The sequence below is a fragment of the Marinomonas aquimarina genome (assembly GCF_900089755.1).
Lineage (GTDB): Bacteria > Pseudomonadota > Gammaproteobacteria > Pseudomonadales > Marinomonadaceae > Marinomonas > Marinomonas aquimarina.
The window spans coordinates 133,978-159,722 of sequence record NZ_FLOC01000005.1; the positions used below are offsets into that span (position 1 = coordinate 133,978).

Genomic DNA, 25,745 nt, shown 5'->3' on the forward strand with positions numbered 1-25,745 from the left:
GAAAATTAGCTCAACTCTTTCGTATCTGCGACAGAGTTGACCAATTCACGCAATTCTTTACCAGGCTTGAAGTGTGGAACGTACTTAGATCCCAGCTCGACTGATTCACCCGTTTTCGGGTTACGGCCCACGCGCGGAGCTCGATAATGGAGAGAGAAGCTACCAAAACCACGAATTTCAATACGCTCGCCGTTCGCCAACGCCTCGGACATATGCTCAAGCATTGCCTTAACCGCCAACTCAACATCTTTTACTGGTAGATGAGGCTGCTGGTCAATTAGCATTTCTATCAGCTCAGATTTTGTCATCAGTGTCCTCTCGACTATATTTTGATCACACCCTTAGACTAGCTAAATTTAGAAAGAAAGCAATAACTTAACGTTGATTTAGCGGAAAAATCCCGCTTTTTTCGGCTTTCGATAACGATTATTTCTGTGAACACTTTGCGATGACTAGCATCCTACGGGTCTAACTTCTATAATTGCCGCCATTACTTAACACAAGTGGATATAAAACAATGAGCTTCAAAGACATTCCTGCTGGCCGCGATGTGCCAAACGATATCAACGTAATCATCGAAATCCCTGCTGAGGCAAACCCAGTTAAGTACGAAGTAGACAAAGACATGGACGCTCTAGTAGTAGACCGTTTCATGACGGCGCCTATGTTCTACCCAGCAAACTACGGTTACGTAAACAACACTCTTGCAGACGACGGCGACCCAGTTGACGTTTTGGTTATCACTCCTTACCCAGTGGTTCCTGGTTCTGTGATTCGTTGCCGTCCAGTTGGCGTACTAAACATGTCTGACGAAGCAGGTATGGACGCTAAGCTTGTAGCGGTACCACACGAGAAACTAAGCAAAGAATACGGTCACATCCAAGACGTGAACGACATTCCACAATTGCTACGCGACCAAATCGAGCACTTCTTCGAAAACTACAAGAAGCTTGAAAAAGGTAAATGGGTGAAAGTGGAAGGCTGGGCGAACGCTGAAGAAGCTCGCAAAGCCCTAGTTGAAGGCGTAGAAGCTTACAACGCTCAGTAATCTTTGAATTACTCTGAACACAAAAAAGCCGATCCATTGGATCGGCTTTTTTCATGCTCTAGAACAAGGCTAGATTAGCCTTCTAGACCATCTAGGAAACGCTCTGCGTCTAGGGCAGCCATACAGCCAGTGCCCGCAGATGTGATCGCTTGACGGTAAATGTGATCACTTACGTCACCTGCTGCGAACACACCTTCAACACTTGTTTGAGTCGCATTACCTTGTGTACCAGACTGAACCGTTAGGTAGCCGTCTTTCATGTCTAGCTGGCCAGCAAAGATGTCTGTATTTGGCTTGTGACCGATCGCTACGAATAGACCTGCCACAGCTAGTTCTTTGGTTTCGCCAGTTTGGTTGTTCTTGATACGAACACCGGTAACACCCGCGTCATCACCAAGTACTTCGTCTAGTTCGCTGTGCCACTCGATTTTAACATTGCCGTTCTCAGCTTTATCCAGCAACTTGTCAGCAAGAATTTTCTCAGAGCGGAACTTGTCACGACGGTGAATCACAGTCACAGACTTAGCGATGTTCGCTAGGTAAAGCGCTTCTTCCACGGCCGTGTTACCACCACCGATCACCGCCACATCTTGGTTACGGTAGAAGAAACCGTCACAGGTTGCACAAGCGGATACACCTTGACCCATGAATTTTTGTTCACTTTCCATACCTAGGTATTGAGCGCTGGCACCCGTGGCAATGATCAATGCATCACAAGTGTACACGCCGCTGTCACCTTCTAGGCGGAACGGACGGTTTTGTAGATCGACTTTATTAATGTGGTCGAATACGATTTCTGTTTCAAAACGCTCAGCGTGCTGACGCATACGCTCCATCAAATCTGGACCTTGCAGACCTTCCACATCACCTGGCCAGTTATCGACTTCAGTCGTCGTTGTCAGCTGACCACCCATTTGCATACCAGTAACCATCACTGGATTTAGGTTGGCACGTGCGGCATATACCGCTGCAGTGTAGCCTGCAGGGCCTGAGCCCAAGATCATTAATTTAGCGTGCTTAACATCGCTCATTTGGAATGCTCCTTAAATTAGATATCCTAGCCGAGGTGTAACACGGCTTCGTTATGTGGGCATAGGATAAAGAAACCGTTAACAAATAGACACCGAAGAAAATTAATTACGAAAATAGAGGTATTCTATGAATTTTGCGCGCCACAACAAGGGCACTCAGGGTCTTGCGACAGACGCATACTGCGCCAGTCCCCACTTAGACCATCAAACAACTGCAACACACCGTGTTTCACTGTGCCTTTACCGCTCAGTAATTTGATCGCCGAAAGCGCCTGTTGCACGCCGATCGTGCCCACCACAGGCCCAATAATGCCATTGCTATTGCAGCTTAGCTGCTGATCTGACAAGTCTGGGTACAAACACTCATAGCAAGGCGAGCACTGCTCATCATAGCGAAACACCACCAACTGCCCTTCCCAGCGAATGGCAGCGCCACTGACCAGTGGAACCTTGTGGGTCTGCGCCCAACGGTGCACCATCTGACGCGTGGCAAAGTTATCACAGCAATCCAAGATCACATCGCATGCCGCCAAGCATTGATCGATATTGTCTTCGTTTAGGCGCAGCTGATGGGTGCGAATTTGAACCTCTGCATTACGCGCTTGCAGTTGCTCTAGTGCCGCTAGCACCTTAGGCTTTTGTACATCTTGCTCGGTGTAAAGCACTTGGCGCGGCAAATTGCTCAATTCAATCTCATCGTCATCGATCAAAGTGAGCGAGCCAACCCCAGCACCGACCAAATAAGTGGCCGCAATATTGCCAAGGCCACCCGCGCCGATCACGACCGCCTGCTTACCAGAGAGATTCATCTGGCCGTCAATATCAAAGTTGGTGAGAAGCAACTGGCGACTGTAGCGCAGTAGCGATTGTTCATTCATGGAGCTATTCCTGCCTGTTCGGTCAGTGTTTTGCTAATATGTACGCATTGTTTTACTGGAATAAAAAGATGAAATTTCCCGGCCGCAGAAAGATAAAGCATTATTTCCCTGTTACTCAAAGCAACAGCAGCTTACCCAAATCGGAAGTTCAACCCAACCAAGACACCTATATTGTCGGCTTAGATGAAACCATTGTGGATGTCATTGCGACGGTTGATGAGGAATTTCTGGCGCGACATGGTATCCGAAAAGGCCTCTCAAACCTAGTCACCCCAGAGCAAGCCAGCGCCATCTATCAAGAACTGGTTATCGAGCAACGCATCTCGGATCACTTCGCCGGCGGCACGATTGGCAACACACTGCATAACTATTCGGTGTTAGCGGATGATAAGTCCGTCTTGCTCGGCGTGATGTCACAGCACATCGCCCTCAACTCTCCTGAATATCATTATCTTTGTGCTACCAGTAGCAAGGTCGATATGCATCACCTACAAGGTGTCGCAGGCGACATTGGCCGTGGCATCACTCTGATCACCGCAGACGGCGAACGCACCTTTGCCATCGCCCCCAATGCCATGGACGATATTGCACCAGAAAGTGTTAACGAAGACGTTATTGCTAACGCCGCAGCCTTTGTTACCTGCGCTTACCCATTACGCCACGCAGGCAAGCCGATCAAAGACACTTTAATGAAGTGCTTAGCACTGGCTAAACAGCATCAAGTCCCCGTCATTATCACCCTAGGGACACAGCACCTGGTTGAAGAATATCGCGATGAGATTCAATCCATTATCGAACAATACGCTTCCGTGGTGGCGATGAACGAGCAAGAGGCTGAGGCCCTCACTGGCGAAGCGCAAACACTATTAGCCGCCGAAAAAGCATTGCAATGGTGTGATATGGTGCTACTGACAGCGGGGGCAGAGGGACTGTACTTATGTGGCTATACGGACGATCAATCCAAGCGGGGCACCACACATGCGCTTAAATCCCAAGCCATTAGCGACTTTAACCAATGGGAGTTCTCTCGACCACAGCGACCATCAGATTGCGACACTCCGATCAAGGTGTACTCACACATTGATCCCTATCTGGGCGGCCCAGCACAGATTCATAATACCAATGGCGCAGGTGATGGGGCACTCTCGGCGTTACTCCACGATATAGCGGCTAACCACTACCATCAACAACAAGTCCCCCACAGCAGTAAGCATACGACCCAGCATTTAGCGTATTCGTCGTTTGCACAAATCTGTAAATACGCCAACCGTGTCAGCTATGAGATTTTAAGCCAGCATTCGCCAAGATTATCGAAAGGGTTACCCGAGAAAGAAGACAGCTTAGAACAAGCCTATTGGGCAAGATAGAAATAAAAAAAGCCGACTTAGATAAGTCGGCTTCTTTATATGGTACCAGTGGCCGGACTCGAACCGGCACGCTTTATAGGCAATGGATTTTGAATCCATCGTGTCTACCAATTCCACCACACTGGCTTTGAAATTGTGAGGCACATTTTAGTGTTTTTAACTTTACTGTCAATGGTTTAGTTAAAATTATTTTAATGCGACGGTAATTTTATTGGCCCATTGCAAGGCATCAAAGAAAGCCGCGTTTAAATAGCCACGTACTTTGGTCGGTAATTGAGCAATTCGATCCCAGCGTTCCTCTTCAATACTGGTGGCACTGAATAAAATACGCCCCAAGGGCCCTTCAAACTCCAAAATCGCACTTTGTAGTTCACGATTAAGCGCCACTTGACTGAGCAGCTCTTGCTTTGAGATCTGTAAAATACGGTCCATGCCGGAAATCATCCCCACGGTAAAAGCTTGATCAGTGGAAATGGATTTTGATTGCGCTGCCAGCAGTTCACAGCAACGCGCTCGAATCAGCAGCATTTTCAATACTTCAGGGTCATTTAACTTTTGCGAGCTGAGCGTGATTAACATTGACCAGCGTTTTAGTTGCTCTAAGCCGATGTAGACCACCGCTTCTTTAATCGACTCAACATTCTTGGTCAGCCCAACCACAGGACTGTTAAGCAAGCGCAGCATTTGATAGGACAACGTTGGGCTTTGCCCCACCAACTGTGCCACAGCAGTCATACTGACAGCTTCATTTTGTAGTGTATTAAGCAAACGCAAGGCACTTTGCACATCCGCTTCTATTCTCTTACCTTTGACGATTTCTGGACGACTCAAAAAGTAGCCTTGGTAATATTCAAAGCCTAACTCCGAGCACACTTGAAACATCTCTTGGTTCTCAACTTTCTCGGCGATCAGTTGGATCTTACGTTGTTTTAACGCTTCAATTTCGCCTAAAACAGTATGCGGCGGGGTGCTGAGCACATCGACCTTCACCATGGATACATATGGCAAAAGCGGCGCATATTCAGCGCTAAACTGGTAGTCATCTAAGACAAAACGAAAGCCTTTCTCAAACCAGCCTTTTACCGCTTCGACAAATGCGGGCGTGATGGGTTGATCTTCAAGAATTTCGATGTACACCGTTTCTGGGGAAATCGGGAAGAAGGCATCCGACAACACCAGATCGCTGGTCATATTGATAAAAAAGGGCCGCCTGGTTTGTACTTCCAGTTCACTGATGCCAATGCATAAGTTGACCAGCACTTGACTGGTCGCCACTTCAGGATTGTCGACCACTGCTCGGTCTTCATGCTCTCCCCGAAACAAAAGCTCATAGCCAAACAGTTTTTTATGACGATCGTAGATAGGCTGTTGCGCCATCATCAATTCGTCATAGTTAGTATATTTTTCTAAATCCATTTTTTTACCCTAGGATAACACCGACGACCTGCCAGTGATTGCTAATGCTTTCGTTACAGCATCCCTACTTAACGCTCACAGAAGCCTTTTTATATCAGTGCTTCTTTGAAGAAGAAACAAATTATGGAAAAAAAGTTCACATCTATAAAAAGTTCGTTGACAGGCGAATAGGCGCTCAATAAAATAGCGCTCGAAATTCAAGGGTACCAGCGAATTTCTTCAATCTTGTTACATCCTAGGCTTTTATTCAGCCATTTATGGGGCCTTAGCTCAGCTGGGAGAGCGGTTCGCTGGCAGCGAACAGGTCAGCGGTTCGATCCCGCTAGGCTCCACCAATCCTCTAACATCCAAGACATTTCTAGACACTGCGCAAGTTTCGGGTCGACCTTTGATTGAGTTGCGCTAACATGATGCGTATTCAAGCCGTGTAATGTGTACCGCCTATGTCAGACTCTCGAGATTATCAGCGCATTCAGCAAGCGATCGAATTTATCGTCGCCCACAAAACCGAGCAACCGTCCTTAGAAGCGATTGCTCAATCTGTGCATTTAAGCCCATTCCACTTTCAGCGCATGTTTCAACACTGGGCTGGCGTCTCCCCTAAAAAGTTCATGCAATTTCTAAGTGTTGAACACGCCAAAACCCTGCTTGGAAGTAACAAAACACTGCAACAAACGTCTTTGGAGGTCGGCTTATCAAGCACAGGCCGTTTACATGACCTGTTTGTCTCGATTGAAGGCATGACGCCTGGGCAATACAAATCGGGTGGCGCTGGCCTACACATCGATTACCAGTTTTACAGTACACCGTTTGGCACGGTGCTGATCGCCGCCACTGACCTAGGTATCTGTCATATGGCCTTTTGCGATGATCAAACAAAGGCGCTAGCGGAGCTCAACACCTTTTTCGATCATGCCACCCTGAGCCAACGACCACACCCACACCATGACGATGGTCTGAGCATTTTTAGCGCATCCGACGATGGCCCCTACGCTATCTCATTGCATCTCGCTGGCACGCCCTTCCAAATAAAAGTCTGGCAAAGCTTACTCAGCATCCCGCTCGGGGGACTCTCGAATTACGCACAGATCGCTCACGCCATCGATCAGCCGACAGCGGCCCGCGCGGTCGGCAGTGCCATTGCTAAAAACCCGATCGCCTATATTATTCCCTGCCATCGAGTGATCCGAAATACTGGCGAGCTGGGTAACTATCGTTGGGGGAGTCTGAGGAAAAACGCCATCATTGGCTGGGAAGCGGCACAACTAGAAAGCGAACGAAACCATGATGAATGATTTATTTGCCGAACAAACGGAGAACTTAGAGTTGCTACCTTACGACGGCTCAGTACGGTATCACGGTGCCATCCTCACTCATGAGCAAGCCGACGACTACTTTGAGCAACTGTGGCACTGTATTGCTTGGCAACACGATGAAGCTGTCATTTATGGCAAACGTATCGTTACCAAACGCAAGGTCGCTTGGTACGCAGACCAGCCCTTTCAATACACCTACTCGAAAACCACCAAGACCGCTCGACTTTGGACACCACTTTTATTGGAATTGAAACAGCTGGTTGAGTCGCATACTCAGACAAGTTTCAATTCGTGCTTACTCAACCTGTATCACGATGGCTCTGAAGGCATGGCGTGGCACAGTGATGCAGAAAAAGAACTGCAGGAAAACGGTAGCATTGCTTCGCTAAGCTTGGGTGCTGAGCGCAAGTTTTCCTTCAAACACAAAAACAGCAAAGAAACACGTTCTGTCCTATTAGAACACGGCAGCTTATTGGTCATGCAAGATGCCACCCAAAGCCACTGGTTGCACTCCCTTCCTACCACTAAAAAAGTCCATACCTCGAGAATCAATCTGACTTTTCGCCAGATTCGCACCGTATCAGCCTAGTAGTACATTTACTGCAAATTTGCGGCGGCTTTTGGCTACGTCTGCCCCATTTTTTGTGGTAGGGTACACACACCTTTTTATATGATTGAGTAAGGGAAAATGGGTAAAGAAATTGTTTTAACGGGTATCACGACCTCAGGCACACCTCACCTAGGTAACTATGTCGGTGCCATCCGCCCAGCTATCGAAGCTAGCCACCGTGAAGACACTGAGTCTTTCTTCTTTTTGGCTGACTACCACGCATTGATCAAATGCCAAGATCCAGAGCGTGTTAAACAGTCTCGTCTTGAAATCGCCGCTACTTGGCTTGCTTGTGGCTTAGATACTGACAAAGCAACTTTCTACCGCCAATCGGATATCCCAGAGATCACTGAACTTAACTGGCTACTGACCTGTGTCACTGGCAAAGGTTTAATGAACCGCGCACACGCTTACAAAGCCAGTGTCGATGAGAATGTGGCCAATGGCCAAGACCCTGACTATGGCGTCACCATGGGGCTATTCTGCTACCCAGTGTTGATGGCCGCAGACATCTTAGCCTTCAATGCCAACAAGGTACCGGTGGGCCGTGATCAAATCCAACACATTGAAATGGCCCGTGATATTGCGGCGCGCTTTAATCACCTGTTTGGCCACCACTTTGTGTTGCCAGAAGCCGTAGTCGCAGAAGACGACAGTGCGATTCTCAAAGGTCTTGATGGCCGCAAGATGAGTAAGAGTTACAACAACACGATCCCACTTTTTGACACTGAGAAAAAGTTGAAAAAAGGCATCAATAAGATCGTTACGAACCTGCTAGAGCCAGGTGAGCCAAAAGATCCAAACGGCTCAACCGTATTTGATATCTACAAAGCCTTCGCCACAGCGGAGCAAACCGCAGAAATGCGTCAGAAATTTGCTGATGGTATTGCTTGGGGCGAAGCCAAGAAGGAACTTTTTGAACTGATCAATGGTCAACTAGCCGAGCCAAGAGAAAAATACCTTGAGCTTATGGCGAACCCTGCCGAAATCGAAGCAGTTTTACAGGCCGGTGCTGATAAAGCCCGTGCTCGAGCACGAGCCCTAATCGCTGACCTTCGTAACGCAGTAGGTTTGGTTAACTTCGTCTAACTTCTGGAGAAACGACGTGAAATCAGCAGTTTATGCCTTTTTAATGGCATTTGTTTTAGTAATTGGTGGCGGTGGCTTTGCCGCGGATGCCCATGCCAAGAAACTTGGCGGCAGCAAAAGCTTCGGCAAAAGCTACTCTATTAGTAAAAGCCCAACCAGCTCTAGTGCAACCAGTGGTACCTCTAAGACAAACACAGCAGCCGCTGCAGGTACCACTAAAAAGTCAGGTCTTTTTGGTGGTCTAGCAGGTGGTCTTCTTGGTGGTTTGTTAGCAGGCGGTCTATTTGCTGCGCTGATGGGCAGTGGTGCCTTTGACGGCTTAGCATTCGGCGACATTCTATTGTTCGCAGTGATCGGTTTCTTGATTTACAAACTCTTCTTTGCGAAAAAACGTCAAGCGGCGCAAGCTGCAGGCGCGCAGGGCATGTACCGTGAGATGCCGCACTCAACGCGCGACAACGTACAACCTTCGCCAATGGCGGGCATGTCAGGCTTTGGCGCACAGCCAGAAATCCAATTGCCACCAGGCTTTAACGAGCAAGCCTTTATTGCGGAAGCGAAAAATCACTATGTGACGCTACAAAAAGCATGGGACGAAAACGATTTCAATGAGATCAGTGACTACTTTAGTCAAGATCTTTGTGATATGTTGCGTCAAGAACGTGCGAAATACGGTGCAGATAAACCACGTACGGAAGTCGTTTCCCTAATGGTCGACTTGGTTCGCGGTGAGTTTATCGGCTCAACAGCGTCTATTTCATTGCGTTTTACTGGCTGGATCAAAGAAGGCGATCAGACCAGCGAAACCAACGAAGTATGGCACTTAGAGAAAAACCTAGAAGATGCACGTGGCAATTGGACCATTGTTGGTATCCAACAAGACAACTAATTGTTACTTAATTTCTCAAGCTAATGCGCTGCATTTCGTCTATTCTTGCCAGAATGATCGAGCAGCGCATTTGCGCGTATCACCGGATTGATAATAGGTTTAGAAACCATGTCTGAATTAGCGACTATCAAAGAAGCAGGAAATTTGCCCGCTGAAAGTAAGAAAGGCGAGTTATTGCAATACCTTACTTTTAAGCTATTGGATGAAACTTACGGCATTAACGTAATGCAGATTAAAGAAGTACTGCGTTACAGTGAGATTGCTCCCGTTCCTGGCGCTCAGTCTTATGTGCTTGGTATCGTTAACCTACGTGGTAACGTGGTCACCGTGATTGATACGCGTGTGCGTTTTAGTTTGCCAGAATGCACCATCACCGATGACACTCGTATTATCATCATTGAGCACGATGGCGAGCAAATCGGTATGCTTGTGGATGCGGTTCAAGAAGTATTCTACCTATACCAAGGTGAGATTGAGCAGAGCCCAAGCGTTGGTAATGACGAAGCCTTGATGTTTATCCAAGGGGTTTACCAGAAAGATGAAGAACTGGTGATTCTATTGGACCTAAATAAAATGATCGATGCCGACAATGAACAACTAGCGATTGGCTCAATGATCTAATCAGCGAGACACGCTGACATCGAAAAGTAAAAAAGCAGCCATAGGCTGCTTTTTTTGGTTACGCAACAGTGCACGCCTGTGCTACCACTCATGCATCGATTCATTCACGTAATCTGGCAAATCTTCTTCAGCAGGGATCGGCTTCGACTTACCGTTTTCATCAATGGCGACAAACTTAAACGTCCCCTCGGTGACCTTTTCGCGGATACCGATTCGGCCACGACGCACCCAAGCTTCCACATGAATGTTCATAGAAGTGGTACCCACCGATTTCACATCGGTATATACCCCTAGAATGTCACCCACTTTCACTGGACGTATAAAGCTCATACCATCTAGCGCCACGGTGACCACACGGGACTGAGCACGCTGACCAGCACAAATACCCGCGGCGATGTCCATTTGAGACACCACCCATCCACCAAAAATATCGCCAGCAGGGTTGGTATCCCCTGGCATGGCCACAGTACGGGTCGTTAAACGCCCCTTCGTTTGCATTGACTCTTCGGACATGACTGCACTCCTTCGTTCCGATTATGGGCACTGTTATAACAAAGCTTCACAAGATATTCAGTAAAAAGAATGTAGCGACGCCATTTTACGGCCAAGATTTCACTAAGCCTGTGCAATCTGCGCTTTATCTGCTGCAAAAGCTGGATTAGCATGAGCGCTTCGATTTTGATTCGTTGCACAAAGGAACACGCCATGCGCCAATTCGACAGCAAACTTCCCAGTACCGGCACCACCATTTTTACGCAAATGTCTGAACTGGCCGCCAAACATCAAGCCATTAACCTGTCGCAAGGCTTTCCCGACTTCGACGGCCCAAGCGAGCTGTTAGATCGAGTCAATCATTACATCCAACAGGGCGCTAACCAATATGCGCCCATGACGGGCGTGCCCTCTTTACGCCAAGCCATCCAGAGCAAACTTAAGCGCTGTTACGATTTCCAAGCCAATGTGGATAGCGACATTACGGTGACATCTGGTGCGACGGAAGCCATCTTCGCCACCATCTCAGCCTTTGTGCGTCCTGGTGATGAAGTGATTGTGTTTGATCCGGCGTATGACTCCTACGACCCAGCGATTCGCCTCAACGGCGGTACGCCTGTGCACATCGCGTTGCTACCACCGACCTTTGCTATTAACTGGCAAACCGTTGCCAATGCGATCACCGACAACACCAAAGCTATTATCGTCAACTCGCCCCATAACCCAACGGGTACAGTGTTTTCCGCCAATGATTTAGACGCATTGTATGAGATTGCTGAGCAGCACGATCTATTGGTGTTGTCCGATGAGGTGTACGAACACATTGTCTTTGAATGGGCTGACCATCAAAGTGTGTTGCGCCATAAGGAACTAGCGAAGCGCAGTGTCGTGGTCTCCTCCTTTGGTAAAACCTACCACACCACTGGCTGGAAAATTGGCTACTGTGTTGCCCCTGCACCACTCATGACAGAAATCCGCAAAGTGCACCAATACCTAACCTTTAGTACCAGCACACCGATGCAGTTGGCGTTAGCGGACTTTTTAAGCACTCACCCTGAGCACGATGAGGTATTGCCCAGCTTCTATCAGCAAAAACGTGATTTCTTCAACAAAGCCATGGGCGAGAGTTGCTTTACCTTCACCCCGTCGCCCGGCACCTATTTTCAATTAATGGATTACAGTGCTATCAAAGATATCCCTGATACGGAATTTGCCTTATGGTTAATTGAAGCCGCTGGTGTCGCGGCGATTCCGATCTCGGTGTTTTATCAAACACCGCCAGAAGACATGCGTTTAGTGCGCTTCTGTTTTGCCAAACAAGCCAGCACTTTAAGCGCTGCCGCACAGAATCTAATCACACTTTAGACTGCGTTTATATCTGATACGCCCGCGCCACCGCACAGGTGGCTTTGGGGTTTTTGATCTTGTTTAGGCGCAATTCTGGGCTAGCGTTGGTCAACCTCTGCGCTCCGAGCAAGGCTGCAGACTCCGCCACGCCATACACCCCAACCGTGTTAAACACATAGTCAGAACGCGTACTTAACAACGGCTCGACGGCTTTTAGCGCCTCTGCAGAATAGGTCATAAACGGCCACTGGTACTTTTTAGCCAGCTCAATCAAATGGGTTTCATCGGCTTTGATATCAATGCTGTACAGCCCAGAAATCTGCTCAGGCGCTAAGCCTACTCTCTCAAGTCCCTCTAGCATTAAGCTTTCCAAATACTCTAATGGACAATTGCGCTCACAGCCCATGCCCAACGTGTAGACTGGATTTAAGTAGGCATTGGCAGTGGTCATCACCAGCTCAGCGTTAAGCACTTTAGCCACGTCACTGCCCCACTGATTGGCGCCGCCTTCATGGCCTGATAACAGCGGAATGACAAAACGACCTAACTCATCTAACACCAGTACGGGTGGGTCTTGTAACTTGCTTTCTATCACAGGTGCTAAGGTACGCATGACAATGCCGGTGGCACAGATAAATAGCAGCGCGTCCCCCTCTCGGAAAAAGTCCTGTACGGTTTCGGCAAACGGCTTGGGCTTAAAATGTAACTCACTATTCGGCACTAGGGTCTGTAAGCGTTTCCCAAGCACTTGACCCGCGTCGGTCAGAGCAATAATACGAATCATCGTGTGCAGCGCTCTTTACGCGAAACAATAAATAAGGAAAAGTAAGGCCCCTGCTCACTCTTTAACTGGCGCACATCGTTCTCGACCAACTGATTGTCACGTCCGACGTATTCCACATACTTGGCGTCATCCACTCGCTCAGTAAGATACAACGCCTTTAGAATGCTTGGCCGTGCACGCCCTGCTTTCATAATCACGATCGAATCATGCTGTCGTAGCGCTTCTACTAATTGCTCTTCTGTGTGACGACCACTGACCACACAAAAGGATTCCTTTAACATGGTTAACGGATGCCGTAGTTCCGCCGCCGCTGCATGAATACTGGAAATCCCCGGCACCACTTGAATCGAGCACTCACCCGCTAAGCGCTCCATTAGATAAGTAAAGGAGCCAAAGAACAGAGGGTCTCCTTCACATAAGAACGCCACATTGAGGCCTTGAGACAATGCCTCGCGAATGGCTTGCGCCCCTTCATCGTAAGCCTGATTAGCCGCCTCTCGACGCGTCGACATAGGCATTGGGATGACAATATCCTGGTGTTTTGCAATACGGCCCTCCAGAGCTAACACAGCGATTTGCTTGGCTTGTGATTGACCCGACTCGCCAACCAAGTAAGCCAATACATCCGCTTGTTGAATCAAACGTACCGCTTTAAGCGTCAATAACTCAGGATCGCCTGGCCCCACACCTATGCCGAAAAACGTACCGCTCATGCCTGCTCTCCTGGTAAACACTTTTCAAAGCGCCAAAGACTCACTGGCAAATGCGGTCGACGAATACGCTTACCCGCCAAACGCTCACTGCGATAAACTTGAATGGTCGAGCTTTCATCGTAAGCGTCTTGCGCCGCATCGCGCTTAGCAAGAAAGGCCATGGCCTCCATCATGGTCGCATCGGTCACTGCATTGACTAGAAGAACGCCACCAAGTGGCAAACGTTGCCAAACCTCATCTAATAATTGCGCCATTTCCCCATCACTACCGCCGATAAAGACACGCTTAGGAGTGGGCAAATTGGCAAAGGCCTCTGGGGCACGACCATGCACCACATGCAGATTCTTCACCACACCAAAGTGCTCACGATTGGCTTCAAGACAAGCTAGCCGCGCTTCATGATGCTCAATGCCATATACCTCTGTTTCTGGGTTCCAGTAGGCCAATTCCACACTGACGCCACCGCAGCCTGCACCAATGTCCCACACCACTTCTTTGGCTTCGACACCTAGATAGGACAATACCGCCAAACGTACCTCGCGCTTGGTGATCATGCCTTGGCCGTCACCTTTGTCAGTGATGAAGAGGCTATCTTTAAAGCCCGGCGTGGACGGTAAGCGACCTGGCTGAGCACTGGTGTTAATGATCACTACGTTAAGCGGATCAAAGCTATCTTCCACATGAGCCAAGCTATTCGCCGTATAGCGCGTGACACGCTCATGCTCATAGCCTAAACGTTCACACACAAACAACTCACTTAAGCCAAGGCCCATCTCAACACATTCCTTGGCAATGGCTTGCGGGTTGTTGCTTTTATCGGTTAACAACAGCAGGGTTTTCGAGGGGTGCAACTGGGTACGGATCGACGCTAAAGGACGACCATGAACACTGAACACTTGGGCGTTCTGTAGGGAAATTCCTAAACGGTGACAAGCAGCTTGAATACTGGACACATTTGGGTAAAAACGCACTTCTTGCTCGGCAAACGAGCGGTGCACCCAGGCGCCAATGCCATAGTAAAGCGGGTCCCCTGAGGCCAAAATCGCCACCCGTTCGACGCCTAACGAAGCCCATTCATCCATATGGTGTTTCAGGTCATTCAGCTTTGGCAGCACATGGGTTTGCGCCTTGGTACCATAAGCATGCACCATGGATAACTGGCGTTCACTGCCCACCAGCTTATCGTTTTCTGTGAGCTTCACGAGCACATCTTGCGCTTCTTTCGGCAGTTGTGCCTGCTCGTTGATCCCCAATCCAATAACGTGAATCTTCACCGTTTTCCCTTACCGCTTAATTAATAGTATTCACCAATATTACAACGCAGCAACGCGTTACAGCTGGCCGAGGTCACCGCACTGCCCCCCATACGACCGAGCATGGTAATACACTCAATGCCCAATGCTTTGTGGTCATCCCAAAGAGCTTGCTTAGACTCGGCCGCGCCGACAAAGCCCACCGGCATAGCGATCACCAGTGCTGGCTTAGGCGCGCCAGCACGAATCATTTCTAATAAACGAAACAAGGCGGTCGGCGCATTACCGATCAACACCACACTGCCTTCTAGTTGTTCTTGCCAGAGACTTAAGGCCGCCATAGAACGTGTCTCGCCGTTTGACTTAGCCAGGTCTGCGGTACGAGGATCGTTTAAGAAACACAGTGGCTCACGCTCAATCATACGTTTGGTAACGCCCTGCTTGACCATTTCCACGTCGCATAGGATAGGACTGTGTTGCGCTAACGCTGCGCGTCCTGCTTCACAGGCGTTGTCGCTAAAACGAACCTGTTGCGCCACGTCTGGTAAACCTAGACTGTGCACCACGCGCATCACCACTTGCTGGGCATCATGGGATAAATGATCGAGCTGAGTCAGCTCACGGATTTGACGAAAGCTCTCGTTTTCAATGCCTTGCGGCGTCGGATCGTACTGATATGTCACTGTTGCTGAGGTTCCTGAGTGCTAGATGCTGAGGCGCTAAAAGCCTGCACCGCTTCGATAAGCTGAGAATATTCGGAAAAGGTGCGCACCGCCTTATTCACTTGTGGGCGCTGATGCAATAAGACACGAATGCCCAACTCACGGGCCGCATCCAGTTTGGCGGAGGTAGAATCACCACCACTATTTTTGCTGACGATGACATCGATTTGATAGCGCTTAAGTAAGTCACGCTCACTATCCAAGTCAAACGGCCCAATGGCCTTAAGCCAAGTGATGGTTTCGGGCACGTCAAATTTGGGTAAGACTGCGGTGCGCCAAACACCTTGTTCAAAACCTTCTGACTGAGTGATGGCTAATAGTTGCTCTCGCGTCATTTGCCCAGCACTCAATAAAGGGCGTTTAAAATCTTTCAGCTGCTCTAACAAGTCATCATCGTTTTGGTAGTTACGCCAATCATCAGCGGCTTGCGGCTGCCACGCTGGACGTAAAAAGCGCCATACAGGAATACCGGTTTCTTGGCCCGCCGCTACCGCTGTATTGCTCATGGTCGCGGCATAGGGGTGAGTGGCATCGATCACTAAATCAATCTGACGCTGTTTGAGAAATGTGGCCAAGCCACCAAATTGGCTAAAGCCACCGACTAGGACTTCACAGGGTAAGGTCGGTACGCGCACCAACCCTGCAATGGAGTACAGTACTTCAACACCAAGCTGACTTAAGCGCTCGGCTAAATGCCGACCGTCAGCGGTACCGCCCAATACGAGAATTTTCATAGCTATCCTTAATTTGCAGCCTTGTGCTGCAACGCTTGCCCGACAAACAGCCCTTTACGATCAATGGCCAACACTTCTAATGCCATATGCGCTGGCACAAAACCGCGGCAAAATTCGAGCGCCTGCTGACACACTGCATCGGCCAGCGCGACGCCTTCCTGTTGCGCCAATTGCAGCGCTTCGACACTGGTATTAGCTTGGCACATCTGTCGCGCTAACGCCTCTGACGCGCCCAGCGTTCGGGCCAACTCCGCCAGCGCCTCTAGGTTAATCGAGGAGGCACGGGAGTTTAAATCCATGTGCTGCTGGGCCAGTTTACTGATCTTGCCAAAGCCACCACAAATAGTGAGCTTCTCCAATTGCGGCGCTTGGCTTTCTAAGCGCCTCACATGTTTTAACAGTGCCCCAACAAAGTCACCCATCTCAATCAACGCCATCTCATGCAAAGCATCACGCTCGCGAATAGCGGTTTCACTGGCGTTGCCTGTGGTGGCAGCAATATAACGATGGCCGTTGGCACGGGCCACATCAAGCCCTTGTTGGATCGACGCAATGTAAGCGCCACAGGAAAATGGCCGCACAATGCCAGTGGTGCCTAAAATGGAAATACCACCGAGAATCCCCAAGCGCGGATTCATAGTTTTCAGCGCTAATTGCTCGCCGTTTTTAACACCAACCATGACCCGAAAGCCCCCGGTATATTCCTGTTCTTGAGCAATGGCCATGAGGTGCTCGCTGATCATTTTGCGCGGTACCGGATTGATCGCCGGCTCGCCAACATCGAGCAAAAGCCCTGTGCGCGTCACGGTACCAACACCTTGCCCAGCGACAAATTCGATGCCGTGTTCTGGCGTTAACGAAAGCTCTACCCAAACGGTTGCCCCATGGGTGACATCTGGGTCATCGCCCGCATCCTTGGTGGTCGCCGCCTTCACAGAATCAGCGCTTATCTCATAGGAAATAATATCAAGGGCTACTTCTTGGCCTTTGGGCAAGGTGACAAACACCTGTTTGGCTTGTTCTTGGGTCAGTAGCGCCTGCGCTGCCGCCACCGAACAAGCGGTGGCACAGGTACCTGTGGTCAGTCCCGACCTAAGCGGTCGCTGGCTGTCACTGCTTTCCGGCCACATAGGTAGTTAAGCGCCATTAAACAGGGCCGCGGTGGCCGCGAAGTTAGAGGCGAAAAACAGATGTAGGTAACTTGCTGTTAAGCCTTTCTCACGATAAATCGCCTCACCCGGTGCCGGGTGACGCTGGCGACGGCCATGGCTTAATGGCTCTGGCGTATTTTCACTTAGGGAACGATGATGGGCATGGCCACGGATATCGCCCTCTGGCAACGGTGCGGTTTGCATACCTTGGCAACCCCGTTTGCCGCGCATGGCCCCCGCCCCTTTTAAAAGCCCCAGCATGGGATAGGTATTGGACTCAAGGTCAGTCAATGTTTCAAGGCTATAGAGCATGCCACCACATTCCGCCAAGATGGGCTTATGCGCCGCAAAGAAGGTCTGAATTTGGTCGAGCATAGCTGTGTTTTGCGACAGTTTTTGTGCATGTAATTCCGGGTAGCCGCCCGGCAGCCACAACGCATCTGCCACAGGCAAATACTGATCGTGCAGCGGAGAAAAGAAGGTCACCTGTGCGCCCAATTTAGCCAACACGCGCAGGTTCGCATCGTAGATAAAGCTAAAGGCTTCATCTTTAGCGATGGCGATGGTTTTGCCCGCTAGGGGCGTGCCAATGTCTGGTAACGTGACGTCCTGTTCTGGCGCATAAAACGCCACGGCGTCAGGTAAGCTAAGTAACGTTTTGTCTTCGGTTTCACTGAGCCAGCGCACCGCCGCCGTAAAACATTCTTCTAACTCATCACCTACTTCAGAGGCTTGTACCAAGCCCAAATGACGCTCCGGCAAGGTCACTTCTTCATCACGCTTTAAGCTGATCAACAGAGGTAAATCTTCTGGCAAGGCATCGCGAATCAGTTGTGCGTGACGTTCACTGCCACAACGATTGGCAATTAACCCTGCGATCTTTACATCACCCCGAAAGTTCGCCAAGCCCGTGGCCAGCGCCGCGGCGGTTTGTGCCATACCTTGCACGTCCATGACAATCGCCGCTGGGATATTAAAGCGAGCGGCTAAGTCAGCACTGGAAGGATCACCATCGAACATGCCCATGGCGCCTTCAACCAAAATTAAGTCCGCTTCTTGGGCGGCGTCAAACAGCATTTTTTGACAGTACTCATCCCCAGCCATCCATATATCGAGCTGCTCTACTGGCTGCTTAGAGGCCTGCGCCAAGATCTGTGGATCAAGGTAGTCTGGGCCGGTTTTGAATACGCGCACAACCTTATCTTGCTCGGTAAAATAGCGTGCTAAAGCCGCCGTAATAGTCGTCTTACCTTGGTTAGAGGCCGGTGCGGTTAGGAATAAGGCTGGGCAATGGACCACATTGGTTGTCATCTTGTTTACTTATCTTAAATTTGTTTGAAATTGTGTTTCAGCTCGATTTACGTCAATAACTGGCTCAGCGTCATGTAATCAGCTTGAAGCGCCTGAGCCAGATCTCGAGCACGGCCGCGCTTAATGGCAGCTAGTTCGGTATCCACTACCACCCGTTTCCCCGGCCAACGTTTGGTGGCAAACTCGCCCGTCACCCGACCATCGGTCAGAATATAGCTGTACAGCTCCAGCTCTGGTTGCTGACGAGAGACTTGCACTAAATAACGTTCGGCATCGTCTAGGGCTTGGTGAATCGGTGTGCCACCGCCGGCGCCAAACTCGTCTAATTGTGTACGAATATTCTGGGGCGCACGCACTTGCGGCAATAGCCAATCCACTTGGTCGCCACCAAAGCCTAAAATGCTGATCTGCTCCCGTTGCAAATACGCCCGCGAGGCAATCTCTAAAATCATCCCTTTGGTCTTCGCAAAGGTTTGCTCAGATAACGTCGAGCCAGAGGTATCCAGTAGGATGCAATGCAATACCGCTTTGCCTGAACGGGCTTTGCGGCGCACTAACTGCTGTGGTGGCCAGGCACCAGCACTGCTTCTCAAAGCCTGAGCGACGTCGATGGCACCCGCTGGCTGTTTACCGAGATTCGCACCGCCTTGGCTGATGCCTCGCTGTTTGCCTGCCAATACGTTTGTGACACTTCGCTCTGGCGGCACAAACGCTTCACTAAATAAGCTGGAACCCAAACCTATGGCTTCGACCGCTAGCTGTCGCTCTGGCGGCATCGAGCCCCATTCACCGACAGACAGTTCACCAGCAGATTCACTCTGTGGTGAAGGTAAAGACTTTCCCGGCGCAGGGCCCTCTTCTTGTGGGAGGGAATCTTGTGGTCGTCGTGAAGGCGGTGGTGAGCTCGGTGGTGCTGACGGCTTAGAGGGTGACGAGGCTTGGCGACGATGCGCTAAGACAAAAGATTCGACTGCTTGTACATCTTCCACGGATACGGTTTGTGCACCACGCCATGCCGCATGCGCAACGGCGGCACGTACCCAGACAATGTCGGCACGCACACCGTCGACCATGGCATCTTGGCAACGACTGGCAATGTCCATGCGAATGGCATCGGCACATTTGATGCTGGACAGTCGCGCTTTGGCTTGGCTGATACTTTGGCGCAAATTGCGTTGTTTGTACTTAAAGGCATCGCAGAAACCTTTGGGGTCCTGATCATACTCATCGCGTAGACGCACAATTTGCACCCGCTCTTCCAAGCTATAGTCATTGGACAAAGACACCATCAGACCAAAGCGATCTTGGAGTTGCGGCCGTAACTCCCCTTCCTCTGGGTTCATGGTGCCGACAAGGATAAAACGTGCCTCATGCACATGACTCACCCCATCGCGCTCGACACGGTTGACACCACTGGCACTGACGTCCAGCAACACGTCAACTAAGCTATCGGCCAGCAGATTCACTTCGTCCACATACAACACGCCTTGATCCGCTTGAGCCAGTAAGCCAGGATGGAATTTCACCTGCTTATCATTCAGCACTGCCTCTATGTCCAAAGAGCCGAGCAAACGATCTTCCGTTGCCCCCAGAGGCAGTGTGACAAAGGCTGTTTCCTGGTCTTGCTGCAAGGGCATGACCCCAGCTAGGCCTCGAGCTAGGGTTGATTTGGCACTGCCACGGGGACCAGCAATCAAGACGCCACCAATACGTGGGTTAATGGCCGTCAATATCAATGCCAATTTAAGGGACTCTTGCCCCGCCACGGCGGTAAAAGGAAAGTTGTGAAAAGAAGCGTCTGCCATGCGTACCTACCGAAGGTTTCGTTCTTGAAACCTTTCTATAATCTAATCCCGAACCTTATCGGTGCCCTCTAACCAAGTCAAATTGAAAAGCCCACATTGCACATGAACCACTTCGATACAGAAGCAAATGCCGTTAAAATAGAGTGACTCTATTAAGGACCTAAATCGTATGAAACGAGCTATGCCGAATGCCAACGCGGTGGACATGAATATGTTGGGCGTGTTTCGCTACAGTAAACGCGCCTTGCATTTGGTATGGCAAACGTCTTCAAAGCTGACCTTGGGCTTGGCCATTCTTACCCTATTTGCCGGGGTCTTGCCCGCCGCCATGGCTTATGTCGGGCAGCTGATCGTCGATGCCGTGGTTGCCGCGATGGACACCTATCAAGAAACGGGTGAGCTGCATTACTTCCCGGCGATGTATTACGTACTCCTAGAAGGCGTGCTGGTATTAGGGCTCAGCGCCAGCCAACGGGGGCTTGCCGCCCTACAAGCCATCTTGCGTGCTTTGCTTGGCCAGCGCGTCAATATGATGATTTTGGAAAAGGCCCAGCAACTTAGCTTGTCCCAGTTCGAGGACTCGGAATTTTACGACAAGTTAGTACGCGCCCGCCGTGAAGCCTCCAGCCGCCCTCTAGCGCTGGTCAATAAAACCTTTTCCTTGCTGCAAAATGCTATTTCTTTGGTCAGCTTTTCCGTGTTGTTGTGGCAGTTTTCCCCTTGGGCGCTGTTGGTGTTGGTCATCGGAGCTCTACCGTCCTTTATCGCCGAAGCCAAGTTTAGCGGCGATGCCTTTCTGTTAGCACGCTGGCGCTCCCCAGAAGTACGCCAGCAAAACTACTTAGAAACCCTACTGGCTCGGGAAGACAACATCAAAGAAGTGCGCCTGTTTCAATTGAGTAAGCGCTTTATTAATCGCTATCGCGATATTTTCGTGAAGCTGTTCAAGGAAAATAAACGCCTCATTGTCCGCCGCGAGTTCTGGGGTTTTGTGCTGGGCATTATCAGTACTCTAGTCTTTTATGGCGCCTATGGCTGGATCGTGACTTCCACCGTAATCGGCGCCATTACCCTAGGACAAATGACCATGTACCTGTTGCTGTTCAAACAGGGACAAGCCGCCGTGGCGTCTTCGCTTACCAGCATCAGTGGCATGTATGAAGACAACTTGTACCTGTCAAACTTGTACGAATACCTCGAACAAGACACCTTAGCGCAACAAAAAGGCGCCAATAAAGGGCCGTTAATGGGCGATGGTATTCGTTTTGAGAATGTGTCTTTTCAGTACCCAGGCAGTGACGCCTATGCCTTAAAAGACATCACCTTACATATTAAACCGGGCAACAGTTTGGCCATTGTCGGGGAAAACGGCTCGGGGAAAACCACTCTGATCAAGCTGTTAACACGCCTCTATACGCCATCCCATGGACGTATTCTGTTAGACGGCTTAGACCTTAACGACTGGAATGAAAGCGCCCTACTGGAACGGATTGGCGTCATCTTTCAGGACTTCGTGCGCTATCAATTTATTGTCGGTGAAAACATTGGTGTCGGCGATGACTCACGTTTCCAGGATGAAGGGGGCTGGCATCACGCAGCGGAGCTGGGCAAAGCCACCGATTTTATTAACCAACTGAGTAGCGGCTACCACACCCAACTGGGTCGTTGGTTTAAAGGCGGCCAAGAACTGTCTGGGGGACAATGGCAAAAGATTGCTCTAGCGCGTGCGTTTATGCGCGAGAAGGCAGATATTCTCGTGTTAGATGAACCGACAGCCGCGATGGATGCTGGCGCCGAGGCGGAAATCTTTGCCCACTTCCAAGAGCATACTGCTAGCAAAATGGCGATCCTGATCTCGCATCGCTTTTCTACCGTGCGCCTCGCCAATGAAATTATCGTGATGGAGCATGGCCAGATTATCGAACGCGGTGACCATGAACAGCTATTAGCAGTGGATGGTCGCTACGCTCATTTATTTAACCTGCAAGCCAAGGGTTATCAATAGCCACCATACTCTGATGAAAAAAGGGGCTGTGAAAGTACATTCACAGCCCCTTTTTACTGTTCAACAGAGCATTAGCTGGTGTGCTTATTTTTCCGCACGACCAGAGAATTTACGCTCTTCCACGTTAACTCGGATACGGTCGCCCGTGGCGATGTACTCAGGCACTTGAATGGTTGCACCAGTAGATAGCACAGCTGGCTTAGTACGCGACGTTGCTGAGGCCCCCTTGATCGATGGGTCCGTTTCCGTAACGGTCAATTCCACCACTTGTGGTAGCTCAAGAGCCACTGGGGCATCGCTTACCAACACCACTTGAATCCCAGTGGTATCTTCGTTAAAGAATGCCACTTCATCCGCAATCGCATCTTTGTGTAGGTTGTAAGGTGTGTAGTCTTCTTGATCCATGAACACATACTCATCACCGTCTAGGTATGAGAAGTTCGCTGGACGGCGGATCAAATCAGCAAGATTCAACATATCAGAATCTTTGAAGGTTTCATCGATTTTACGTCCAGTGACGACGTCGTACATACGCATACGGTACAAGCTACCGCCGGCACGGCCTTGTGGTACCGAACGTTCGATATCACGCACAATATAAGTTTTACCATCGTATTCAACGGCGTTATTACGTTTGATTTCACTGGCTTTTGGCATTTTCAATTGTCCTAAACAAAAAATTTAACCAAGGTTCTTCGCGAGCCCTTCGTCGCAGCTGCTGATGCTAAGCGAGTTAGCCATTTTGTGCCACTAATTAATACACCTGGTGTAAGAAAAGGCGGCCATCTTCGTCTAATTTTAAAACTAGAGACGACATGCTTGTCGCCAACCGGAGTCAAAAAATGAAACGTAGAAGCTTTATCCAAGGTGGTCTTGCCCTGCTGTTGATGAGTCGTGGCTTAACGGCCATTGCAGCAGGCGTCGCCGAAGCGCAATATGAAATCACTCGCACGGAAGCCGAATGGCGCGCCCTTCTGAGCGACTTTGAATACGAAGTCATGCGCGAGGAAGCGACCGAGCGAGCCTACTCGAGCCCCCTCAATGACGAAAAGCGCGAAGGTATATTCCATTGTAAAGGCTGTGATTTGGCACTGTATGATTCAAACACCAAATACGACAGTGGCACCGGCTGGCCAAGTTTTTACGACAGTTTGCCTAACGCTGTGGCCACAAAAGAAGACCGTAGCTGGTTTGTCACACGCACCGAAGTGCACTGTCGTCGCTGTGGCAGCCATTTGGGGCATATTTTTGAAGATGGTCCAGCGCCAACTGGGCTGCGCCACTGTATCAATGGTGTGGCGCTAACCTTTGTCGCTCGAGACGCTTAGAACCAGCGTGGCACGCGGTAGAGATAGTCCTGATAAGCTTGGCCAAAACGGTAACGCAGGATGCGTTCTTCTGGCTCAATTTGAAAACGGGTCAGGAACCAAACAAATGCTAGGATGTAAAACACCAACAAGGGTGAGCCAAGCCATAACATGAGGCTAGCCAGAAACAGCACAAAGCCTAAGTACATTGGGTTGCGCGAGTAGGCGTAAATACCGCGACACACCAAGGAGCTTGATTGATGGGGATCTCGTGGATCAGGGGTAGTTTTATGGGCGAGAAACTCAAGTAGCCCAAACAGACAGCATATGCCACCTGCAATAAACACCAGCCATGCCAGCGAACACAAAAACCAGCCGATGTGCCGTGCAGGCAGACAATCGGCACTGAGCCACATGAGCAAAGCGGTGGCCAAAAATGACAACGCCGGTGGTACTTTTAACTCCAAACTGTCCATCATTAACACCTCAATTCACACTTATCGATTAAGGTTAGCAGATGTCTTTCGCCATTGTCGTGTTTTCCAGCAAGATACCAAAACGCTCAATCTGATTACGTTTGGTGGGCAGAAAGCCTAGCTTTAGGAAGAATTCATAAGCCGTGTCCGAGGCCTGCACTTGCCAGTTGGTTTTCTCGGGAAATTGCTGGCTCATATTCTCAAATGCTGTGATCACTAAGCGCTTGGCGATACCTTGTCGCTGCGCCCTTGGACATATGTAGAGACATTCCAGATCACCACTAAGGTCTAACTCAATAAACCCCAAACATTCACGGTTCTTCTCATCTCGTGCCACCCACACTTGATGCTGTGCCAGTCGCTCGTTCCAAGCCCCAGCATCAACACAGTCAGGTGCCCACGCAGACTTTTGCTCGGCTGAGTAAATGGCATCCGGGACGGCATGCACACTGCGGTGAAATACATCCAGCAGCTCGCGAACATTCATAGTTTGGCTAGTAAAGGGTTCGATAATTACGGTATTAGGATTCATTAAGCGTGTTTTGTCTCATTGTTTTGCGCCCATTTTGGTGGGCGGTGATAACGTCCAACGACAGAACTCAATAGCAAAAATGCCAGTAAAGAATACAACAGACTCCAACTATCCAATACCAATACTGCAGCGCTTAGTACCCCTAAATCGGCGATTAGGGTAGTTCTGCTGGCATGGATATTAAAACGGCGCTCTAGATACACGGCCAGGATATTCAAGCCTCCTAAAGAGGCATTATGGCGAAATAGGATGATCAAGCCAAAACCGACCAACATACCGCCTAAAATAGCTGAGGCAATCGGGTGAATATCGATGTGGATGTAGTGTCGGAAGACTTCGGAGAGTAGCGAGAGAATACTGACCGCAGCAAAGGTGCGAAAGGCAAACTCTTTACCCAAGGCACGCCAGGCCAAAATATAAAACGGTAGGTTTAACACGAAAAACAATTGTCCGAAGGTTAAGCTGGTTAGCTTGAGTAGGATCATACCGATACCGGCGGTCCCACTGATTAACAATCCGACTGAGTTGAGCAGGTGTAGGCCAAGCGCCACGAGCATGCAGCCTTCTAGAATAGAAAGCCATTGGTGTGTGAGTTTCATAATGTGATCCCAAGCTATACGCTCACTTTTGGTGGAGCGCAGGTTAATAACGCGCACCTCTTGTGGAGGTGTTAACGCGGGGTTTGCACCGAGTTATGTGTTGCGATGCAGATTTTGTACCACCTATAAGGGCCGATTATGCGAGATTTTCGTCACTTTTGCACCCTTTTCGAGACATTCACTGGCGATTCGCCTCAATACAGAGCAGCTATAAAAAAGCCCCAACCGGCAGGAGCCGATTGGGGCTTT

The 25,745-nt window shown here is 49.7% G+C and carries 27 protein-coding genes and 2 tRNA genes; 11 read left to right on the top strand and 18 right to left on the bottom strand.

Annotated elements, in window-relative coordinates; all coding sequences use genetic code 11:
- Nucleotides 1-5: 5 nt before the first annotated feature.
- Nucleotides 6-311 carry an integration host factor subunit beta gene (ihfB, locus tag MAQ5080_RS05890; protein ID WP_471779520.1) on the bottom strand — a complete coding sequence of 102 codons (306 nt, stop codon included), beginning with the start codon at nucleotides 309-311 and terminating at the stop codon, nucleotides 6-8.
- Between the two features lie 206 nt (nucleotides 312-517).
- Between ihfB and ppa the strand changes: the two genes are divergently transcribed.
- Nucleotides 518-1,048 carry an inorganic diphosphatase gene (ppa, locus tag MAQ5080_RS05895; RefSeq protein WP_055463314.1) on the top strand — a complete coding sequence of 177 codons (531 nt, stop codon included), beginning with the start codon at nucleotides 518-520 and terminating at the stop codon, nucleotides 1,046-1,048.
- A 74-nt stretch (nucleotides 1,049-1,122) separates the two neighbouring features.
- Here the strand turns inward: ppa and trxB are convergent, their stop codons facing one another.
- The gene (gene trxB / locus MAQ5080_RS05900) at nucleotides 1,123-2,079 is read right to left on the bottom strand and encodes a thioredoxin-disulfide reductase (protein ID WP_067206866.1); all 957 of its coding nucleotides are present in this window, start codon (nucleotides 2,077-2,079) and stop codon (nucleotides 1,123-1,125) included.
- A gap of 125 nt (nucleotides 2,080-2,204) precedes the next feature.
- A complete protein-coding gene (locus MAQ5080_RS05905) occupies nucleotides 2,205-2,957 on the bottom strand; it encodes a HesA/MoeB/ThiF family protein (RefSeq protein WP_067206870.1) in 753 nt (250 codons plus the stop codon).
- 68 nt (nucleotides 2,958-3,025) lie between these two features.
- Between MAQ5080_RS05905 and MAQ5080_RS05910 the strand changes: the two genes are divergently transcribed.
- On the top strand, nucleotides 3,026-4,324 hold the full coding sequence (locus tag MAQ5080_RS05910; RefSeq protein ID WP_067207026.1) for an inosine/guanosine kinase: 1,299 nt from the start codon (nucleotides 3,026-3,028) through the stop codon (nucleotides 4,322-4,324).
- A 40-nt stretch (nucleotides 4,325-4,364) separates the two neighbouring features.
- Here the strand turns inward: MAQ5080_RS05910 and MAQ5080_RS05915 are convergent.
- Nucleotides 4,365-4,450 (bottom strand) — tRNA-Leu (locus tag MAQ5080_RS05915).
- Between the two features lie 60 nt (nucleotides 4,451-4,510).
- Nucleotides 4,511-5,740 (bottom strand): EAL and HDOD domain-containing protein, encoded by a 1,230-nt coding sequence (locus MAQ5080_RS05920; protein WP_067206873.1) that lies wholly within the window; start codon nucleotides 5,738-5,740, stop codon nucleotides 4,511-4,513.
- 259 nt (nucleotides 5,741-5,999) lie between these two features.
- Between MAQ5080_RS05920 and MAQ5080_RS05925 the strand changes: the two genes are divergently transcribed.
- The 6 genes from MAQ5080_RS05925 (at nucleotide 6,000) to MAQ5080_RS05950 (ending at nucleotide 10,265) form a co-directional block, all read left to right on the top strand.
- Nucleotides 6,000-6,075, top strand: a tRNA-Ala gene (locus MAQ5080_RS05925).
- A gap of 108 nt (nucleotides 6,076-6,183) precedes the next feature.
- On the top strand, nucleotides 6,184-7,035 hold the full coding sequence (locus MAQ5080_RS05930; protein ID WP_067206877.1) for a methylated-DNA--[protein]-cysteine S-methyltransferase: 852 nt from the start codon (nucleotides 6,184-6,186) through the stop codon (nucleotides 7,033-7,035).
- Nucleotides 7,025-7,645 (top strand): alpha-ketoglutarate-dependent dioxygenase AlkB family protein, encoded by a 621-nt coding sequence (locus tag MAQ5080_RS05935; protein WP_231870794.1) that lies wholly within the window; start codon nucleotides 7,025-7,027, stop codon nucleotides 7,643-7,645. The genes MAQ5080_RS05930 and MAQ5080_RS05935 overlap by 11 nt, the downstream gene beginning before the upstream one ends.
- 99 nt (nucleotides 7,646-7,744) lie before the next feature.
- Nucleotides 7,745-8,755 carry a tryptophan--tRNA ligase gene (locus MAQ5080_RS05940; RefSeq protein WP_067206884.1) on the top strand — a complete coding sequence of 337 codons (1,011 nt, stop codon included), beginning with the start codon at nucleotides 7,745-7,747 and terminating at the stop codon, nucleotides 8,753-8,755.
- A gap of 16 nt (nucleotides 8,756-8,771) precedes the next feature.
- Entirely contained in the window at nucleotides 8,772-9,644 is an 873-nt protein-coding gene (locus MAQ5080_RS05945; protein ID WP_067206888.1) for a Tim44 domain-containing protein, read from the top strand.
- 108 nt (nucleotides 9,645-9,752) lie between these two features.
- Entirely contained in the window at nucleotides 9,753-10,265 is a 513-nt protein-coding gene (locus MAQ5080_RS05950) for a chemotaxis protein CheW (protein WP_067206891.1), read from the top strand.
- An 81-nt stretch (nucleotides 10,266-10,346) separates the two neighbouring features.
- On the opposite strand, the gene MAQ5080_RS05955 is transcribed toward MAQ5080_RS05950, so the two are convergent.
- Nucleotides 10,347-10,778 carry an acyl-CoA thioesterase gene (locus MAQ5080_RS05955; protein WP_067206894.1) on the bottom strand — a complete coding sequence of 144 codons (432 nt, stop codon included), beginning with the start codon at nucleotides 10,776-10,778 and terminating at the stop codon, nucleotides 10,347-10,349.
- Nucleotides 10,779-10,970: 192 nt separating this feature from the next.
- On the opposite strand from MAQ5080_RS05955, the gene MAQ5080_RS05960 reads away from it, so the two are divergent.
- Nucleotides 10,971-12,122 carry a methionine aminotransferase gene (locus tag MAQ5080_RS05960; protein WP_067206898.1) on the top strand — a complete coding sequence of 384 codons (1,152 nt, stop codon included), beginning with the start codon at nucleotides 10,971-10,973 and terminating at the stop codon, nucleotides 12,120-12,122.
- Between the two features lie 7 nt (nucleotides 12,123-12,129).
- Here MAQ5080_RS05960 and MAQ5080_RS05965 read toward each other — a convergent pair whose 3' ends face one another.
- The 8 genes from MAQ5080_RS05965 to MAQ5080_RS06000 are packed head-to-tail and all read right to left on the bottom strand — an operon-like array spanning nucleotide 12,130 to nucleotide 20,577.
- On the bottom strand, nucleotides 12,130-12,888 hold the full coding sequence (locus MAQ5080_RS05965) for a cobalt-precorrin 5A hydrolase (RefSeq protein ID WP_067206900.1): 759 nt from the start codon (nucleotides 12,886-12,888) through the stop codon (nucleotides 12,130-12,132).
- A complete protein-coding gene (cobI, locus tag MAQ5080_RS05970) occupies nucleotides 12,885-13,601 on the bottom strand; it encodes a precorrin-2 C(20)-methyltransferase (protein WP_067206903.1) in 717 nt (238 codons plus the stop codon). Before cobI ends, MAQ5080_RS05965 begins: the two co-directional genes overlap by 4 nt.
- Complete coding sequence (locus tag MAQ5080_RS05975; RefSeq protein ID WP_067206906.1) at nucleotides 13,598-14,875, bottom strand: bifunctional cobalt-precorrin-7 (C(5))-methyltransferase/cobalt-precorrin-6B (C(15))-methyltransferase; 1,278 nt, start codon at nucleotides 14,873-14,875, stop codon at nucleotides 13,598-13,600. The genes cobI and MAQ5080_RS05975 overlap by 4 nt, the downstream gene beginning before the upstream one ends.
- A gap of 20 nt (nucleotides 14,876-14,895) precedes the next feature.
- Nucleotides 14,896-15,537, bottom strand: a complete 642-nt coding sequence (locus tag MAQ5080_RS05980) for a precorrin-8X methylmutase (RefSeq protein ID WP_067206909.1) — start codon at nucleotides 15,535-15,537, stop codon at nucleotides 14,896-14,898.
- Nucleotides 15,534-16,310: a precorrin-6A reductase gene (gene cobK, locus MAQ5080_RS05985; protein ID WP_067206912.1), complete on the bottom strand. Its 777-nt coding sequence runs from the start codon at nucleotides 16,308-16,310 to the stop codon at nucleotides 15,534-15,536. The genes MAQ5080_RS05980 and cobK overlap by 4 nt, the downstream gene beginning before the upstream one ends.
- Nucleotides 16,311-16,318: 8 nt before the next feature.
- Nucleotides 16,319-17,440: a cobalt-precorrin-5B (C(1))-methyltransferase gene (locus tag MAQ5080_RS05990; RefSeq protein ID WP_067206915.1), complete on the bottom strand. Its 1,122-nt coding sequence runs from the start codon at nucleotides 17,438-17,440 to the stop codon at nucleotides 16,319-16,321.
- 6 nt (nucleotides 17,441-17,446) lie between these two features.
- On the bottom strand, nucleotides 17,447-18,772 hold the full coding sequence (locus tag MAQ5080_RS05995; protein WP_067206918.1) for a cobyrinic acid a,c-diamide synthase CobB: 1,326 nt from the start codon (nucleotides 18,770-18,772) through the stop codon (nucleotides 17,447-17,449).
- Nucleotides 18,773-18,819: 47 nt separating this feature from the next.
- Nucleotides 18,820-20,577 carry an AAA family ATPase gene (locus tag MAQ5080_RS06000; protein WP_067206920.1) on the bottom strand — a complete coding sequence of 586 codons (1,758 nt, stop codon included), beginning with the start codon at nucleotides 20,575-20,577 and terminating at the stop codon, nucleotides 18,820-18,822.
- 169 nt (nucleotides 20,578-20,746) lie between these two features.
- Here MAQ5080_RS06000 and MAQ5080_RS06005 point away from each other — a divergent pair, with 169 nt between their 5' ends.
- A complete protein-coding gene (locus tag MAQ5080_RS06005; protein ID WP_067206922.1) occupies nucleotides 20,747-22,582 on the top strand; it encodes an ABC transporter ATP-binding protein in 1,836 nt (611 codons plus the stop codon).
- Between the two features lie 84 nt (nucleotides 22,583-22,666).
- Here MAQ5080_RS06005 and efpL read toward each other — a convergent pair whose 3' ends face one another.
- Nucleotides 22,667-23,239 carry an elongation factor P-like protein EfpL gene (gene efpL, locus MAQ5080_RS06010; RefSeq protein WP_067206924.1) on the bottom strand — a complete coding sequence of 191 codons (573 nt, stop codon included), beginning with the start codon at nucleotides 23,237-23,239 and terminating at the stop codon, nucleotides 22,667-22,669.
- 185 nt (nucleotides 23,240-23,424) lie between these two features.
- On the opposite strand from efpL, the gene msrB reads away from it, so the two are divergent.
- On the top strand, nucleotides 23,425-23,910 hold the full coding sequence (gene msrB, locus MAQ5080_RS06015) for a peptide-methionine (R)-S-oxide reductase MsrB (protein ID WP_067206926.1): 486 nt from the start codon (nucleotides 23,425-23,427) through the stop codon (nucleotides 23,908-23,910).
- On the opposite strand, the gene MAQ5080_RS06020 is transcribed toward msrB, so the two are convergent.
- The 3 genes from MAQ5080_RS06020 to MAQ5080_RS06030 are packed head-to-tail and all read right to left on the bottom strand — an operon-like array spanning nucleotide 23,907 to nucleotide 25,496.
- Entirely contained in the window at nucleotides 23,907-24,368 is a 462-nt protein-coding gene (locus tag MAQ5080_RS06020) for a methyltransferase family protein (protein ID WP_197464564.1), read from the bottom strand. The two genes, msrB and MAQ5080_RS06020, sit on opposite strands and share 4 nt — an antisense overlap.
- Before the next feature lie 31 nt (nucleotides 24,369-24,399).
- Nucleotides 24,400-24,897 (bottom strand): GNAT family N-acetyltransferase, encoded by a 498-nt coding sequence (locus MAQ5080_RS06025; protein ID WP_067206928.1) that lies wholly within the window; start codon nucleotides 24,895-24,897, stop codon nucleotides 24,400-24,402.
- On the bottom strand, nucleotides 24,897-25,496 hold the full coding sequence (locus MAQ5080_RS06030) for a YitT family protein (RefSeq protein WP_067207031.1): 600 nt from the start codon (nucleotides 25,494-25,496) through the stop codon (nucleotides 24,897-24,899). Before MAQ5080_RS06030 ends, MAQ5080_RS06025 begins: the two co-directional genes overlap by 1 nt.
- Nucleotides 25,497-25,745 lie beyond the last annotated feature (249 nt).